The sequence below is a fragment of the Rhodocytophaga rosea genome (assembly GCF_010119975.1).
In the GTDB taxonomy this organism is placed as follows: domain Bacteria; phylum Bacteroidota; class Bacteroidia; order Cytophagales; family 172606-1; genus Rhodocytophaga; species Rhodocytophaga rosea.
The window spans coordinates 8,680,952-8,698,393 of record NZ_CP048222.1 but is presented as its reverse complement, the minus strand read 5'-3'; the positions used below and the strand labels follow the sequence as shown (position 1 = coordinate 8,698,393).

Sequence of the window (17,442 nt, the reverse complement as noted above, 5' to 3'; positions counted from 1 at the left end):
ACCTCTATGAACCACCTTAAACTTTTTCTAATTGTATTCTCTCTGGCAGCTTGTAGCAGCAATAAACAAAGTAAAACTACCCAGGAGCCCTTAACCAGAATTGCCTTCGGTTCCTGCAACCGGCAGGATAAACCTCAGCCCATGTGGGAATATATTGTGCAGAGCAAACCACAACTCTGGATCTGGCTGGGGGATAATATTTATGGTGATTCTGATACCATGCAGGTGCTGAAACGCAAATACGATGCACAACAGAATAATCCGGAATACCGCAAACTGACTGCCGCTGTGCCTGTTATTGGAATCTGGGACGATCATGACTTTGGCCAGAATGATGCCGGAGTAGAATATGCTCACAAAAAAGAAAGCCAGCAATTGATGCTCGATTTTCTGGGCGAGCCTGCCGGAAGTGCCAGGCGGAAGCAGGAGGGCGCTTATACTTCCTATACTTATGGTCCGGTGGGCAAACAGGTGAAAGTGATTTTACTCGATTCCAGGTATTTCAGAGACGCTTTGCAGAAACAGGACAAAACATATGTAATCAATGAAACAGGCGACATTCTGGGTGAAGACCAGTGGAAATGGCTGGAAAATGAACTCAGAAACAGCAAAGCAGATATTCATTTAATCGGCAACGGAATCCAGGTCATTCCTGATGAACATATATATGAGAAATGGGCCAACTTTCCCAAAGCCCGCAAACGATTATTTGATGTATTAGCCAGCACTGGGGCTCAACATGTAATGCTGCTCAGCGGCGACCGGCATATTGCTGAAATATCAAAATATACGCAGCCGGGTGTATCTGCACCTATCTATGAAGTTACTGCCAGTGGACTTACCCATTCCTCTACCAACAATACCGGCGAACCTAACCAGTACCGGGTAGGGAATCTGGTAAATGTACTTAACTTTGGAGTATTGGAAATAGACTGGAACCAGAAACCGATTCAGGTAGACATACTCATCAAAGGATTAAATAATGAGGTTTTATTGAAGGAAACAGTAAAGTATTGATGCGGAAAATTTTCATTACCTGCTGATAATTCGTTAAGATTCTATATTGTAATCATCCCCATATAACCCGTAAGTGTTAGAACTTGAGGGTTTTTTACTTCAGTATATGTGGAGTATAACCAACGCAAAACCCTATACGTTTTGCAGAATTAATTGGGTAGCTTTACTTTGAATGTTAAGGTTCCTTCTTTAACTTCAACTACTCATTTAGTTCTAACCACCGGAACCTGCTCAACCCTATGAAATTTTCCATCCTTTCCGCGCTTTTACTTATATTATCGCTATCTATTACCCAGGCACAAGAAAAAACAAGACTCACTATTAATTTTTCTGACCAGATTGAGCAATGGATCACTCTGGAAAAAGCCATGCAATCTGCAAGGCCAGATACTATCTATTATCTTAACCTGAGCAATCAGTCGTTAAAGCGGATACCAAAGAACATTTATAAGTTTGAAAACCTGAAAGTATTAAACCTGGCTAATAATGACCTGAGAAGGCTTCCTTCAAAACTCAATAGATTCGATTCGCTTGCCCAGGTCAATATTTCCGGAAATGGGTCAGCTGATAAGAATAAGCGGATAAGCGCTCTGCAAGCGGCTAATTTCGAAGTAATGAAGCAGTTTAATGGTATGTGGACGCCGGAAATCAGGGTGAAAAGCGACTCTATTACTGCATTGATTACAGCCTTAATGAATCAGCCTGTTAAACGGACCCTCAGATTTGGAAATTGCCGCAACATCCGGCGCTTAAATTATTCGAATAGCTATCTGACTACGGTGCATCCCTCCATCCGGCGGCTTACCGGCTTACAAGAAATTAACCTGTCGAGGAACAGCCTGGAGGCACTACCAATGCAGATTACTGGTTTAAGCTCCCTAACTAAACTGAATCTGGCATCTAATAAGCTTACCCGACTTCCGGCAGAAACTGGAAAATTGCAGAACCTGATTGCGCTTATCCTCTACAAAAACAAGCTGACAGCTGTACCTGAGCCTATATACGAACTAAAAAACCTGTATGAGCTGGATCTGGCCTATAATGAAATACCAGAGCTATTATCCCGGATTCATAACCTGCAACGTTTAGAAGTTCTGTTCTTGTCTTTTAATAAACTCCGTTTTCTTCCGGAAGAAGTAGGCACTTTGCCTCATCTGGAAGGTCTGTATGTACACCACAACCGCCTGAGTTTTCTGCCGGAAAGTATCAGCCGGTTACAAGGACTGAAGACCTTACACATCAATAACAATGACTTTTCTTATTTTCCAACTCAGATTGTATCCCTAAAAAACCTGCAGGATCTGGATATTTCACACAATTATATTGAGGAATTTAATCCGAAGCTGGCAGAAATGCCTCATCTGAAAATGTTATTTCTGAATAATAATGCGATTAATAAAAACTCTCCCGAATATATGCCCTATAAAGAAATTTTCAACAGCTTGCGGGCACGGGAAGTAATAGTAACCGATTAGTGCTGAAGGCTTTGTAAAAAGTAAAGCTTTAGCGTTTAAGGCAAAATTTCCGTGGAAAATGTAGAATAATATCCTAATATATATACATTTACCATTCGCATTCATTTACAGATCATCAGTAAAAGATGGATTTTTAATTTCCTATCTCCTGCTGTTTATCTGACTATCACCGACAAGTTAAAAATGATCAGGAATGAACCCCAGACGGATTTGCGCCATTGTATGCCTGTGCTTATGGGCGTGTACTTCTAACGAAAATAAACAATCTACTATGCAAGCAGATATTAATGACGAAAATCTTCTTAAAGAAGAGGTACAGGACCATAAATTGATTGTATACCAGATGTTTACCAGGTTATTTGGAAATACTAATAGTACCACTAATAAACCCTATGGCACCCTGGAAGAAAACGGCGTTGGGAAATTTAAAGACATCAATGAAAAAGCTCTGGGTGAACTCAAAAATATGGGCATTACCCACGTTTGGTATACCGGTGTGATTGAGCATGCCACCATGACCGATTATACCAGATTTGGTATTCCCTTGGATGATGCGGATGTGGTGAAAGGCAGAGCCGGTTCTCCGTATGCTATCAAAGATTATTATGATATAAACCCGGATCTGGCAGCGGACGTACCCAATCGCATGCAGGAGTTTGAAGCCTTAATCGGGCGTACCCATGCCGCTGGTTTAAAAGTACTCATCGATTTTGTACCCAACCATGTAGCCCGAAGCTACCATTCAGATGCCAGGCCCAAGGGAATAAAAGACCTGGGCGAAAATGACGATACAAGCAAATCATTTGTGGCCGGCAATAATTTCTATTACCTGCCAGGAACCAGTTTTCAGGTTCCTTCTGAGTACAAGCCACTGGGCGATCTGCCACATCCCACCAAAGATGGCAAGTTCAATGAAACACCAGCCAAAGTTACCGGCAATGATCAGTTTACCCCATCTCCCGGCATTAACGAATGGTTTGAAACCATTAAGTTGAATTATGGCGTAGATATTCAGAATAACCGGAACAGGCACTTCGAGCCCATACCGGACACCTGGGAAAAAATGCGGGATATTCTGGTATTCTGGGCACAAAAAGGAGTAGATGGATTCCGCTGTGATATGGCTGAAATGGTGCCGGTAGAATTCTGGAATTATGTGATTCCAAAAGTACAGCAAGTAAACAAGGATATTGTATTTATTGCCGAGATCTATAATCCCAACGAATACCGCAATTATATTGAAAATGGAAAATTCACGTATCTCTACGACAAAGTAGGTTTGTACGATTCCCTGAAAGCCGTGATACAGAACCGGGCTGGCGCCTATGATCTGCCTGTGAACTGGAAACAATTACAGGGAATTAATAATAATATGCTCCGTTTTCTGGAAAACCACGATGAACAGCGCATTGCTTCTGATGGGTTTGCCGGTTCTGCCAGAAAAGGAATTCCTGCCATGGTGGTGAGTGCTACGTTGAATTCCGGACCAGTGATGGTATATTTTGGGCAGGAAGTAGGAGAGCCTGGCAGAGGCGCAGAAGGTTTTGGTGGAGAAGATGGCCGGACTACCATTTTTGATTACTGGGGTGTACCTGAACACCAGAAGTGGGTAAATAACGGCGCTTTTGATGGAGGACAACTGGTTGAAGAACAAAAAAAGCTGAGAGACTTTTATGTCAAACTGCTGAACGTATCGAAGGAGAACGAGGCGATCCGAAAAGGTAAACTCTATGACCTGCAGGCTCCTAATTCACAGAATGCTCAGTATGATGGCCGGAAAGTATATGCCTATCTGCGCTTTACCAGTGCTCAGAAATTGCTGATTTTGGTAAATTTTGATGATAATCAGGCAAAACAGATTAAACTGAAAATTCCTGCCAATGCCTTTGCCCTGATGAATGTAGATGTAAATAAAGACTTTCAGGTAACTGATATTTTATTGTCAGGTAAAAGTATAAGCTTTAAAGGAAACGATGCTACAGATAGGAAGAATTCGCAAACAGGCATACCTGTAACTCTGGAACCCTTAGGCGCTTATATATTTGAGATAGAGGAAAAATAAGATTGATTGCAGTATTAAGTTTTTCGACTTTATATATGTGTTATGCTTTATTGAATAAAATACTGGAGCGAAGATCATACTAAACTATCAATCAATTTTGTTGTATATCAAAAGACCAGTGAAAATATTCTTCTGTTTTATTTCATTACTGATCACTTTTCCGCTCTTAGGCCAGTCCATTCTTAATCTGAGTTTTGAGCCTCATGTTAATGGGAATCAACCTCTAAAACTTTGGTATACAAAAGGACCAAATTATGTTTTTTACATTGACACAACCCTAGCAACTGAAGGAAAAGGAAGTTTGGTTATAGAAAGTAAGCTTGCTCAACCAACGGCTTTTTTTACAATTTATACCAATAAATTACCGGTAGATTCTGTTAAAGGTAAACTTTTAACCTTGCAAGTGCTGGCGCGTGCGGAGAAACCTATTGTTATACAAACCTATATTGCTGTACAAGGCAAAGTAGATAGACTTAATGATGTGCTACGAATGGATACCTTGAAAAGCTTTGGCAAATGGCATCCGTACAAGCTACAGATTCCTGTTCCTTTAGAAGCTGGCCAAGTTGCTTTTGGATTTCGCATGTTTGGATCAGGAAAAGTTTGGTTTGACAAGGCAACTATCTTGCTTGATAGTATACCTTATCCGGACATACCCATAATAGAACCTGATAGTTCGGCTACAACTGCTTCTGCAAGAACTCCTTCTCAAATAGAAATTGACTGGCTCCAAAAGTATAATCTTCCACTTCAAACCTTTAATCCTGCAGTTCCCTTAGAAGACCTTTACTTCATTAAGTCTATCATGGGAACTGCTCAAATTGTAGGATTAGGGGAAGTAAGTCATGGTTCAAGAGAAATATTTTTGATGAAACACCGCCTCCTTCGCTATTTAGTCGAGCAACATGGTTTCAGTTTATTTGCCATTGAAGCTGATATGGGAGCAGCTGATAGATTAAATCAATATGTATTAGCAGGAGAAGGAGATCCTAGACAACTGCTCACTGGTTTGGGTTTCTGGACATGGAATACGGAGGAGATATTAGGGCTGATTTCCTGGATGAGAAAGTATAACATGAAAAGTACAACAAAGGTAAAATTTACCGGATTTGATATGCAAGTGCCTGAAGTAGCTATGGATAACCTCTGGCAATTTGCAGAGAAGAGAGATACTTTATTAAAAAACTCGCTACAGCCAATAAAAGAGTTTATTAAAACTGTTCGTACAACCAATACCAGAGCAGGAATGATGTCAAGCCAATTGCAGTCAAAAGCCAGATTGGCTTGCAGATTACTTCACGAACGGATAGAATTACAAAAAGGATATTATTTAAATATTCTAACATTAGATGAACTATCCACTTTAAGACAAGACTTACTCTTGCTAAATCAGTTTATTGAGTTTCATCTATTACCTCTGAAAGAGGCTGCAGGTTACCGGGATGCCTGTATGGCTGATAACCTGCACTACCTGTTAGGTAAATATCCTAAAGAAAAAGTAGTCGTATGGGCTCATAATGGGCATGTAAGTAACCAAGGTATGTATGTAGATGTAAGACCCATGGGCCGTTATCTAAAAGATACTTATAAAGAAAAGTATATTAATGTTGGGTTTGCTTTTGGACAAGGCAGCTACCGTGGTATTGATCCCGCTTCTGGTAAGATAGCCACCATAAAGGCTGAGCCGGCTCAAGTGGGTAGCTACGAGCAGTTTTTTGATAAAGTTAATTCATCAGCTTTTATGCTTGATTTAAGAAAAATATCTTTATCAAAAGCAACACAGTGGCTATTTGAACCTCGCTATTTTCGCACTGTAGGAGCTATGGCTACTAGAAGAGAGTTTTCTCAAACCCAAATTGTGAAAGAATTTGATCTGATACTATTCCTAAAAGAATCTACGGCAGCTAAGGCGTTATAAAAAATGAATAAGAGGGCATAGCATAAAACTCTACACTAGACTATTTACCCTTTATCTTATTATGAGGGTTGTTGCAAGATTTTATTTCGTTTGAAGAAATAGCTATTCATGCTGGCTTGCCTTTTTCCTTTCTTTCACAAACTTAACAATTACTGGAATAAGCAACAGAATAACCAGGACTGGCAAAATGTACCCGATATAATCTTTGATCTGGGGGAACTGCTGACCCAGAAAATAGCCGGCTGTCACCAGCGAACCAATATAAAGAATACACGCGATCAGCGCATACATAATAAAGATATGATATTCCATTCGGGACGTTCCAGAAACTAATGGGTTAAACGTGCGGATAATGGGGATGAATTTTCCCAGGATCAAGGCTGATTTGCCATTCTTTTTATAAAAATCTTCCGCCTGCAATAAATAGCGCTTTTTAAAGATCAAAGAATCTTTTCTGTGATGCAGGCGCTTACCCAGCTTCCGGCCAATGAAATACCCGGTACTATCTCCGGCCAAAGCAGCGCCAATCAAGCAAATAATTAGTACAAACAATGAAGTATTGAGGGTCTGTGTGCCACAAAGTAAACCGGCAGTAAATAATAGTGTTTCTCCGCCAGGAACTATCAAACCAATCAGCAAGCCGGTTTCAATAAATACAAGAGCGGCAATCAATGCCAGTCCACCCCATTGAATCAGGCTTTCGTTATCGGGAAGGATGGCTAATATTTCATACAGAAGCGTCATATCATGCTTAAACTCGATACAGTTTCGTAAAGTTTTGGTCAGTAGTTATGGGTCATTTGCAGATTATTAGTAGAATGAATAAAAACTAATTAATTATTACCAAAATAAATCAATCACAAATACCTACTGACCATGGAAGAATTCAGGCATTTACTTTCTGCCTCGCTACATTAGCAATGATGTAGAGGTATTGTGCCAGAAAAAAGGCACCAATGGCACAGCAGGTATGCCAGAGCCAGTGGGTACCCATGGGCAGGGCAAAAAACTGGGAGTCGATTTGCCGGAAGACCAGCGAAAATATAAAAAAGACGGTGGCCAGTATAATGACTTTTGTACCGGTATAGCTGGTTCTGAGCAGCAACAAAAAAGCTGGCAAAAAAATCATAATACCGGTAATAAAATACGAAAGATTAATGGCCTGTTGCTGGGCTAACACTACCTCCCGGTAAATAAATATTCGCGTACCAATAAAAGCGATAGCAATTAAAGCTACATACTCCCACCTTCCTACCGATTTCCACCAGAAATACAGGCTCACCAGCAGGGTAAGTATCGCAATAGGCAATACATCCATCCGGAGAAAAAATACCGAATTGCGGAAGGCATGGTATAATGTGCTTCCAATACCTCCCAGTGCAAGTAGTGGCATACACATAATCAAAAAAGGGTACTCCCGGTAATGCTTGCGGAGCTTCAAAAACCAGTAAATAACAGGAATTAAAAAAGTGAGGGAAGAATAGGCATTCCAGGGCTCTGCCACAAAACGTGTTAAATCTGTTTCTGCATACACAGGACCGCCATCTGGGGGAATACCTCAGCGAAAGCAAGCAACTCTACTAACATAGGTAATCAAATAAGGTGCAAGAAGAAGCTATAAAAGCATTAGTATAAAAATGTACGTTTTTGAATTAAGTTTGGTTCGCTTATGAGATTAAAGTTGTGTGGGAGAATTTTAATCTGTAATGGTGTGCAGATGGGTGGTTAGGATTTGCTGGATGCCCAGTTGACTATATTGCTTGCTTTGTAATGCTTCCAGAAGTTTCTCTACATTTACCTCAATGCCAGTGTACGGAATAAGATCGGGTGAATGGTCCTGGCAGGCGAAATACAACTTTTTTACAGATTTATATTTTACAACTTCCTCAACAACGCTTTGTATGGCAGATAGAGGAATGTCTTTATCGAGATTCAGGCATACATTTATATCTAGGTGCTCTCCATTCTCCGCTAATGATTCCCTATGCAAAAATTCTGGGATGGCGGAAAGAGGAAGAAGAACATCATGTACCTGAGTAAGTATGGTATCTTTTTTATGAGCACCGGGACCAGTATATAAATATCGTTGAGGCTTACCCATTGAAATAAATGAAACATAATGATTACTATCTAACACACTACATTCTCTTGAGATTGGTAAACTGATTTTTAAATACATTTCACTTAAGTAATCTTTCTTTAGATTACAATCAGGCAGCCTTATTGCAGTAAATCCATTAACAGTACAAAAAGTATTAATTAGTGAGTCTCCTTTTAACAGAATAGGACATGATTTATCTCCTGGAGGCGCATCATCATAGCCTTGATAATACAACTTTCCGTCATAAAATCGTGCTGGAAAATAACTGGACTGCTCAAACTCAAACCTTTCTATAGTCAAACTATCGGTAATATCAAAAGCCTGGTAACTGCCTGAACCATCTTCTATATGCCAGTGCCCAATGAGTTGTTCTTTCTCTCGTTTGCAGGCAAAACAAATCAGAGATAATAAAACCAAGAACAGAGTTTTCTGATTATACACAAATAAAATAAAGAGAATCTTACTACTGACCAATGATAACTGTTCAATGACTAATACATACCAGCATTGAGCATTACCAGCGTACAGCCCTCAATCGTCTGGATGCCGTTCTGCCTAGCCCGTTGCTCTAATTCTTCGTTTTCGGTGCCAGGGTTAAAAATGATCCGTTTGGGTTTCAGGTTGATAATGTAATCGTACCATTCTACCTGGTTTTGCGGTCCTACATATAAGGTAACAGTATCCACTTCTCCTAATTCCGGCCTGCCGTTCAAAATAGGCTGCCCGGCGACGCTGCCTTTTTTAATACCAACCAGGGCGATTGGATGTCCATGACGCAGCAGGCTGTGAGCGGCTTTATAGGCAAAACGGTAAGGATTATCAGTAGCACCCAGAATCACGGTTTTTTTCATAATTAATAATGGTTTTTTTCTGAACAACAAAAGACTTGAAATATGTTCCCTAAGCGATTGTGCAGTATTTTTGTGCCTGGTACGCATAAGTCATTTAATTTTATTGTAAACGAAACAAATTTTAATAGGGTGAGTTGAATGAAATATGTTAAAAGAATGTTAAAAAAATAATACAATATATCAAAATATTTTAATTTTGTGTTAATTTACGTTGTGCCAACCTAAACGCTATATTATCCCGTGAAAGAATGTATCGTCGTTATTCCCACCTACAACGAAATTGAGAATGTGGAGGACATTATCCGCAAAATTTTCTCATTGCCTGTCCCTTTTGACGTGCTGATTATAGATGATGGCTCTCCGGATGGCACAGCCGAAAAAGTCAGAAATCTACAGCAGGAATTTACGGGTAGGCTTCACCTGCTGGAAAGAACGGGTAAACAGGGTTTAGGCACGGCTTACATTCACGGTTTCAAATATGCATTACAGGAAGGCTACAAGTATGTGTTCGAAATGGATGCCGATTTTTCTCACAATCCAAAAGACCTCGTCAAACTCTACCAGGCTTGTGCCAAACAAGGAAATGATGTAGCCATTGGCTCCAGGTATGTAACCGGGGTAAATGTAGTAAACTGGCCTATGAGCCGGGTGCTGATGTCGTATTTTGCCAGTCACTATGTACGGTTTATTACCGGAATGCCCATCCGGGATACAACAGCAGGTTTTAAATGCTACCGCCGCAAAGTGCTGGAAACCATCAATATGGATAAAGTCCGGTTTGTAGGATATGCCTTTCAGATCGAAATGAAGTTTTCCGCCTGGAAATATGGCTTTAAAATCAAAGAAGTGCCGATCATTTTCACTGACCGCACCAAAGGGCAATCCAAAATGACTAGAGGTATCTTCAAGGAAGCTGTTTTTGGCGTATTACAAATGAAGATCAATAGTTTTTTCAGAAGTTATGCCTCTCATGATTTCCTGGAAGTATCCAAACTTGAAAAATCAGTGGGGTAAATTAGTCTGGCATTAGGATTTATTGGATTAATGGATTGAAGGATTAGTTGTCTGTAACCAGGATTATATATTTAAGGAATTATTGTCTGTAATTTAATTAATCCTTTCATCTTGTAATCTTACAAATCCTAATCTCTGACAATACTAATCAAACCGCAAGGCTTGTACCGGTTGAATTCTCCCAATGATAATGGTGGGAATAATGAGCACCAGCGTAACCAATAACAGCACCGCCAGATTTACCAGTATAAAGATAGGCCAGTCCCAGGCGATGGGTACGGTGTTCATATAATAAGCTTCCACATCCAGAGGAATCAACTTAAAATAGTATTGTAGCGCACAAAAGCCAATTCCCAGAACATTTCCCCACAATAATCCTCTGGTAATGAGCTGAACGCCTCCCAGTAAAAATATCCGTCTTACCTGGCTTTGGGTAGCACCTACCGATTTTAAAATGCCGATCATCTGCGTACGTTCCATAATCAGAATAATCAGAATAGCCACCATATTAAAGCAGGCAACAAACAAAATCAGGCTCAGAAAAATGGCCACATTCCGGTTGAGCAGCGAAAGCCAGTCGAATACCTGAATGTATTTGTCTTTGATCGTTTCTACCTGCATATCAAAATCCATCAGGTCATATACTTTATCAGCGGCTGGTTCCAGCTGGGCAAAATCTTTCAGGTATATCTCATATCCACCTACCAGGGTATCACTCCAGTCATTGAGCCGCTGAATCAGCCGGATATCCCCCAGTACTACACTTTCGTCAAATTCCTCCATCCCGGTTTCATAAATGCCACTCACAGTTAATTTTCTTACCCGTGGTCTGCTCTGGGCATTCTGGACAAAATACAAGAGTACTTCATCTTTTACTTTCAGCCGCAACTGGGCAGCAATTTTCCGGCTGATCACAATTTCTTTAGAATAGGCTGTATCGCTGAAGGAAATAAACTTTCCATCTACCATATTCTGATTGAATGCCTGCAGGTTAAAATCTTTTCCGATTCCTTTCAGAAAAACCCCCAGCAGATCTTCTTCCGTTTTGAGCAGTCCGGCTTTGTGGCTATATACCTGAATACTGCTGATTTCGGGAATTTTCTGATAATGCTGGTAAAGATCGGTATTGGTAGATACGGGCAATTCTTCAAACGAGCGGTTCACTGAAAACTGGTTAACCTGTAAATGGGCACCAAAGCTGAATATCTTTCGCTGAATAGTCTCTTTAAATCCACCCAGAATCGCAAAAGAAACAATCATTACCGCTATTCCAATGGCAATACTGGCTACTCCGATCCGGGCGACGGTAGAAGAAAAAGATTTACCCTGTGTATGTTGAATGCGGCGGGCAATAAATAAGGCTATATTCAATGAAACCTATAGTTTGCGAATGTGGCAAGTAACTAATTAATTTGTTAAACGGCAAGTTTGGCTGGAATAGCCGGATTTCATATACTAATTTTATTAAATCTTAGTTTGTTTGTATGCGGCATGATTTTTTGCATATGCGTGTTAAAGAATATTTGAACTTTACCTTATTTGCGTTCCATCTTTCATTTTTATTATGAAGCTCTTACCTTTTACCATAGCTATTGTGCTTAGCTGGAGTTGTGCCCAGAAACCGGCAAGTTCCCCAATAGCTTCGCTCCCTGAAAAACAAATACCTGCTGCGCCAACATCCAGCCAGCCAGAGCCGGAACCACCAAAGAAGGAGGCTGCCCAATTACTGACCGGTGCCCAGCAACTCAATGCCTATTTGCCGGAACTAGCAGGGAAACAAGTGGCAATGGTCGTAAATCATACGTCACTGGTGGGAAATACGCACCTGGTAGATACCTTGCTGAGTCATAAAATCAATATCCGGAAAATATTTGCTCCCGAACATGGCTTCCGGGGAGAGGCATCCAATGGTGAAACCCTGAAAAACGAAATTGACCCAAATACAGGTTTGCCTCTGGTTTCCCTGTATGGCAAAAATAAAAAGCCCACTGCCGAACAACTCGCCGATATTGACCTGGTTATTTTTGATATTCAGGACGTAGGCACCAGGTTTTTTACCTATATCAGTACGATGCATTATGTAATGGAAGCTTGTGCGGAAAATGCTAAGCAAGTCATTGTGCTTGACCGCCCTAATCCCAATGGCCATTATATAGACGGACCTATTCTCAAACCTGCTTTTAAATCTTTTGTGGGCATGCATCCCATTCCGATTGTACACGGCTTAACCGTAGGTGAACTGGCGCAGATGATCAATGGAGAAAAATGGCTGGCAGGTGGCAAATCCTGTAATTTGAAAGTAATCCCGGTGAAAGAATATACCCACCAGACGGAATATATACTGCCGGTAAAACCTTCTCCCAACCTTCCCAACCAGCAATCTATCCGCTTATATCCGACTACCTGTTTATTTGAAGGAACCATGTTAAGTGTAGGCCGGGGAACAGATTATCCATTCCAGGTAATTGGGGCACCAGATCCTGGTTTTGGCAATTTTACCTTTACACCCAAAGACCTGCCTTATGCTAAAAATCCGCCACATGCCAATGTGAAGTGTTACGGACAGGATTTCCGCCAGGATACGCTCAATCATTTATCCATTCAACTGGTAATTGATATGTATAAGAAAGCGCCGGACAAAACAAAATTCTTCAAGCCTTACTTTAATACCCTTACCGGAACAGATCAGGTACGCAAGCACATAGAGAGCGGGATGACAGAAGCACAGATCAAACAAAGCTGGCAACAGGAACTGCAAGCTTACAAAGCTATGCGGAACAAATATCTGTTGTATCCGTAATTGTCTGGAACCTGGAAGTATGGGATTTTGAGATGAACAGGATGTAATATTCTTTCTAAGAGTATCCATAAACTTTCTAGCAAGTTAATCTATACAGGTATGTAATCCCAACAATCCCTTGATTTGAGTAATCCAGGTTCCAGACATTCATGAAAAATTTTGCCCGGCTTTTTACCGAACTCGACCAGACCAATAAGACCAACGACAAAGTAGCCATTTTGAAAAACTATCTGGCTCAGGCTTCGGATGCTGATAAAGTATGGGCGATTGCCTTACTTACCGGAAAACGACCCAAACGGCAAATCAATACTACCTTGCTCCGCACCTGGGCTACCGAAGTGAGTGAAATTCCACCCTGGCTTTTTGAAGAATCATATCATGTGGTAGGCGATCTGGCAGAAGCGATGGCATTAATGTTGCCGCCTCCCAAAAAATCCTCCGATAAAAGTTTATCGGAATGGATGGCTTTTTTACAATCGCTGGATGGAGCAGATGAGTTTGAACGCAAAGAACTGATCATTGCGGCCTGGGAAGAACTCAACCAGATGGAACGCATGGTATTTATCAAACTCATGACCGGCGGTTTCCGGATCGGCGTTTCCCAGAACCTGGCTACCAAGGCCATAGCTGAACTAACTGGCATTGAAACTTCAGTGATTGCCCACCGCCTGATGGGAAAATGGAAGCCTACTGAAATTACCTTTGACGAACTGATCTCAGATAAACAGGAAGTAGGGCAGCTTTCCCGACCCTATCCCTTCTTTCTGGCGTATGCCATTGAAGATACGCCTGATTTTCTGGGAGAGCCAGCAGACTGGCAGGCAGAATGGAAGTGGGACGGCATCCGTTCGCAAATTATTAAGCGGCAGGGAGAGTTGTTCATCTGGTCGAGAGGGGAGGACTTGGTAACGGATAAATTTCCGGAATTTCATCACCTGAAAGATCAAATGCCAGATGGTGCGGTAATAGATGGCGAGATTCTGCCTTTTTACGAAGGAAAGATCATGAACTTTGGTACCCTGCAAACCCGGATTGGCCGTAAAAACCTGACCGCTAAATCCTTGAAAGAAGCCCCGGTTATGGTGTGTGCTTATGATCTACTTGAATGGCAGGGAAAAGACATCCGGACTGAGCCATTATCTGTACGGAGGCAATTACTGGAACAGGTAGTAGATTCACTGGCTTCTGATATTATTACCTATTCGGATGCTGTTCCTTTTACCAGCTGGGAAGAACTTACCAAAATCCGTATGCAATCGAGGGAGAATTTTGCCGAAGGCCTGATGTTAAAACGGCTGGCTTCCAGTTACCAGGTAGGCCGCAAAAGGGGAGATTGGTGGAAATGGAAAATTGAACCTCTTACCATTGATGGGGTGTTGATCTATGCCCAGAAAGGACATGGCCGCCGGGCAGATTTATTTACCGATTATACCTTTGGTGTATGGGATGGCGAAACCCTGGTGCCTTTTGCCAAAGCCTATTCCGGTTTAACTGATAAAGAGATTGGCCAGGTAGATGCCTTTGTGAAGAAAAATACCTACGAAAAATTTGGGCCGGTGCGTACTGTAAAACCAGAACTGGTCTTTGAGATAGCCTTCGAAGGCATTCAGGCATCCAGCCGGCACAAATCTGGGGTAGCGGTGCGTTTCCCAAGAATACTCCGGTGGCGACATGATAAAAAAGTGAACGAAGCCGATACACTGGATCAATTACGTGACCTGTTGAAAATATATACTGCCTAGCATCGTTCCATGGTGCAAAATCTTGTATTTTCCTTGATTTTCTGAGCTTTAACTTCTATTTTATCCCAGTAATAAACACTGCTTTGTAAAGGCTATTTCTTTTAGTTTTTTAGGTTGTATCCTTTCTGAGTTCTTTTCAAACTACTTATCTGGGTATCGCTTATTCCTACTGAAAACTATTGCAAACATATCCGGCAATTATTGTAGATAGATAAGCCCTTGCTTTGTGCGGAACTTTTATCTAGTATATGATGGAAAACTGGCAATAATTTTTTCACTACCAGCATGTTAACTTTTTATAAAAATAGTTACTAATAAGCAATTACCGCTTATAGATTGCAATCCTTTTTATAGTTACCTATGGTTAGAGTCTTACAGCTTTCCCGTGTATTTCGTAACCAGATGTTCGCAAACTGTAAGGATGGTCAAAGGATGTCTTATTGATGGTATGGAAACCGTAACTCCAGCAAAAGCTGTATTTGTATTCCTTTTATTGATTCACTATCTTTTTCTATTGCTTTCTTCCTACTTAAACCTTCTACTGATGAAAAAATTTATACAGTTCTCTTTTCTGTCTCTGAGCCTGCTGCTTGGCGTATCCATTAGTTATGGACAAAATTACTATGCTGGCGTTGGCTCGGGCAAAAATGGCAGTTATAATGTACACGTAGGTTCTTACGCCGGGAGAAGCTCTACCGGTTCTCGCAACAGTTTTGTGGGTTACCAGGCCGGTTACTCCCATACAATCGGCAATGGCAATAGCTTTCTTGGCTATGCAGCCGGTTTCTCCAATATAAACGGCGACTATAACAGCTTTCTAGGCGGTTATGCAGGTTTTTACAACACATACGGCTCGGCCAACAGCTTTCTTGGATATGCGGCCGGTTTCTCCAATACAACCGGCATTGGCAACAATTTTGTGGGTTACCGAGCTGGTTACTCCAACACAAGTGGCTCTGACAATATTTTTGTGGGTTATCAAGCTGGTTACTCCAACACAACCGGCTCTGGCAACAATTTTGTGGGTTACCGAGCTGGTTACTCCAACACAAGCGGCTCTTCCAACAGCTTCCTAGGTGATGATGCTGGCCGCTCCAACACAACCGGTTCCTACAACAGCTTTCTGGGCAATGAAGCTGGTTACTCCAACACAACCGGCACCAATAACAGCTTTGTGGGCAATGGAGCAGGGTATGCTACTACTTCTAGTAATAACACCTTTATCGGCAAAAGTGCCGGAGAGAAAACCTCTACCGGGGGAATCAATACCTTTGTGGGCAGTGAAGCCGGGTTCAACAATGTGAATGGCTATCATAATGTATTTATGGGCAGGTCAACTGGGCAGAACAACAGCTCGGGTTATGAAAATACTTTCCTTGGCAACTCTGCCGGCTCAGTCAATACCACAGGCAATAAAAATACAGCCTTAGGCTATTTATCCGGTCCTTCTTCGGCTACTCTTTCCAATGCCACTGCCATTGGCCACCGGGCCAGGGTAAATGTATCGGATGCAATGGTGCTAGGTTCGATCAATGGAACCAATGGAGCCACTGCTACCATCAAGGTAGGCATAGGCACGGCTTCTCCCGGCTACCTGCTGCATGCCAATGGTGCTGCGGCTAAGCCTGGTGGAGGAAGCTGGATAGCTGCCTCGGATAAGAAGCTCAAACAAAATATCAAAGACTTCACAGAAGGTCTGGCAGTACTTGAGCAGATACGACCAGTTACTTTCCGATACAATGGCAAAGCAGGCTTGCCTACTGAGAAAGAATATGTAGGGGTGATTGCCCAGGAGATGCAACAGATCGCTCCTTACATGGTCGGGGAGTTTACTTATCAGGATTCTACAGGCGCACAAGAGAAATATCTGGATTATGATGCCACGGCCCTTACCTATATTCTGGTGAATGCTGTGAAAGAGTTAAAACAGGAGAATCAAGACCTCAAACAAGAACTGGCAGCACTGAAAGAATTAGTATTGAAACATATACCGGCAGCAGGCAACGAGCAAGCCAGGTTAGGGCAGAACCTGCCTAACCCTGCCAATCAAATCACTACCATTCCCTACAGCCTTCCCCTTTCGGCCAGCAGTGCCTTTATTAAAGTCTATTCCTCTACCGGACAAGAAGTAAAAAGCTTTGATATGAGGGGCAAAACTCATGGAGAAATAACCATAGCAGCAGGCATGTTCCCTGCCGGCACATATGTATACAGCCTGTTTGTAGATGGAGTAAAAATTGATAGCAAAAAGCTGGTGCTTACTCCCTGATAGCAATTAACGCTTTTTACAGGCGAACCTGCTTTGTTAAGACATTTAACCAGTACTGCCGTATTATTCCAACCGTTTTAACAAGAATTTACGTAAGGAGCCATAAGCTATCTAACAGTATAGCGAGATATGCCCTTGGAACCTATGAACTTACGGAATAGCGGAATTTTTCAACCCAGCAGAAATACTCTTT

13 protein-coding genes are annotated in these 17,442 nt (G+C 41.6%); 8 read left to right on the top strand and 5 right to left on the bottom strand.

The genetic code is table 11. From position 1 onward, the window contains the following. Positions 1 to 6: 6 nt before the first annotated feature. The 4 genes from GXP67_RS35650 (at position 7) to GXP67_RS35635 (ending at position 6,472) form a co-directional block, all read left to right on the top strand. A complete protein-coding gene (locus GXP67_RS35650) occupies positions 7 to 1,017 on the top strand; it encodes an alkaline phosphatase D family protein (RefSeq protein ID WP_162447553.1) in 1,011 nt (336 codons plus the stop codon). A gap of 239 nt (positions 1,018 to 1,256) precedes the next feature. Continuing rightward, a complete protein-coding gene (locus tag GXP67_RS35645) occupies positions 1,257 to 2,492 on the top strand; it encodes a leucine-rich repeat domain-containing protein (protein ID WP_162447552.1) in 1,236 nt (411 codons plus the stop codon). A 271-nt stretch (positions 2,493 to 2,763) separates the two neighbouring features. Further along, positions 2,764 to 4,554 carry an alpha-amylase family protein gene (locus GXP67_RS35640; RefSeq protein WP_162447551.1) on the top strand — a complete coding sequence of 597 codons (1,791 nt, stop codon included), beginning with the start codon at positions 2,764 to 2,766 and terminating at the stop codon, positions 4,552 to 4,554. 97 nt (positions 4,555 to 4,651) lie between these two features. Next, positions 4,652 to 6,472 carry an erythromycin esterase family protein gene (locus tag GXP67_RS35635; RefSeq protein WP_162447550.1) on the top strand — a complete coding sequence of 607 codons (1,821 nt, stop codon included), beginning with the start codon at positions 4,652 to 4,654 and terminating at the stop codon, positions 6,470 to 6,472. Between the two features lie 102 nt (positions 6,473 to 6,574). Here GXP67_RS35635 and GXP67_RS35630 read toward each other — a convergent pair whose 3' ends face one another. The 4 genes from GXP67_RS35630 to GXP67_RS35615 all read right to left on the bottom strand — a co-directional run bounded on the left by GXP67_RS35630 (position 6,575) and on the right by GXP67_RS35615 (position 9,424). Beyond that, on the bottom strand, positions 6,575 to 7,216 hold the full coding sequence (locus GXP67_RS35630; protein WP_162447549.1) for a DedA family protein: 642 nt from the start codon (positions 7,214 to 7,216) through the stop codon (positions 6,575 to 6,577). Positions 7,217 to 7,358: 142 nt separating this feature from the next. Then, positions 7,359 to 8,006: a ceramidase gene (locus GXP67_RS35625; RefSeq protein ID WP_162447548.1), complete on the bottom strand. Its 648-nt coding sequence runs from the start codon at positions 8,004 to 8,006 to the stop codon at positions 7,359 to 7,361. 162 nt (positions 8,007 to 8,168) lie between these two features. Continuing rightward, entirely contained in the window at positions 8,169 to 8,990 is an 822-nt protein-coding gene (locus tag GXP67_RS35620; protein ID WP_162447547.1) for a hypothetical protein, read from the bottom strand. Positions 8,991 to 9,064: 74 nt separating this feature from the next. Continuing rightward, positions 9,065 to 9,424, bottom strand: coding sequence for a CoA-binding protein (locus tag GXP67_RS35615; protein WP_162447546.1), 360 nt, complete (start codon positions 9,422 to 9,424; stop codon positions 9,065 to 9,067). A 240-nt stretch (positions 9,425 to 9,664) separates the two neighbouring features. Here GXP67_RS35615 and GXP67_RS35610 point away from each other — a divergent pair, with 240 nt between their 5' ends. Next, positions 9,665 to 10,438, top strand: a complete 774-nt coding sequence (locus GXP67_RS35610) for a polyprenol monophosphomannose synthase (protein WP_162447545.1) — start codon at positions 9,665 to 9,667, stop codon at positions 10,436 to 10,438. 144 nt (positions 10,439 to 10,582) lie between these two features. On the opposite strand, the gene GXP67_RS35605 is transcribed toward GXP67_RS35610, so the two are convergent. Continuing rightward, positions 10,583 to 11,809, bottom strand: coding sequence for an ABC transporter permease (locus tag GXP67_RS35605; protein WP_162447544.1), 1,227 nt, complete (start codon positions 11,807 to 11,809; stop codon positions 10,583 to 10,585). Between the two features lie 193 nt (positions 11,810 to 12,002). Here GXP67_RS35605 and GXP67_RS35600 point away from each other — a divergent pair, with 193 nt between their 5' ends. From GXP67_RS35600 to GXP67_RS35590, 3 genes are all read left to right on the top strand, one after another. Next, the gene (locus GXP67_RS35600; RefSeq protein ID WP_162447543.1) at positions 12,003 to 13,238 is read left to right on the top strand and encodes an exo-beta-N-acetylmuramidase NamZ family protein; all 1,236 of its coding nucleotides are present in this window, start codon (positions 12,003 to 12,005) and stop codon (positions 13,236 to 13,238) included. Positions 13,239 to 13,387: 149 nt separating this feature from the next. After that, entirely contained in the window at positions 13,388 to 14,980 is a 1,593-nt protein-coding gene (locus GXP67_RS35595; RefSeq protein ID WP_162447542.1) for an ATP-dependent DNA ligase, read from the top strand. A 544-nt stretch (positions 14,981 to 15,524) separates the two neighbouring features. Next, positions 15,525 to 17,249, top strand: a complete 1,725-nt coding sequence (locus tag GXP67_RS35590) for a tail fiber domain-containing protein (RefSeq protein WP_162447541.1) — start codon at positions 15,525 to 15,527, stop codon at positions 17,247 to 17,249. The last annotated feature ends 193 nt before the right edge of the window (positions 17,250 to 17,442 follow it).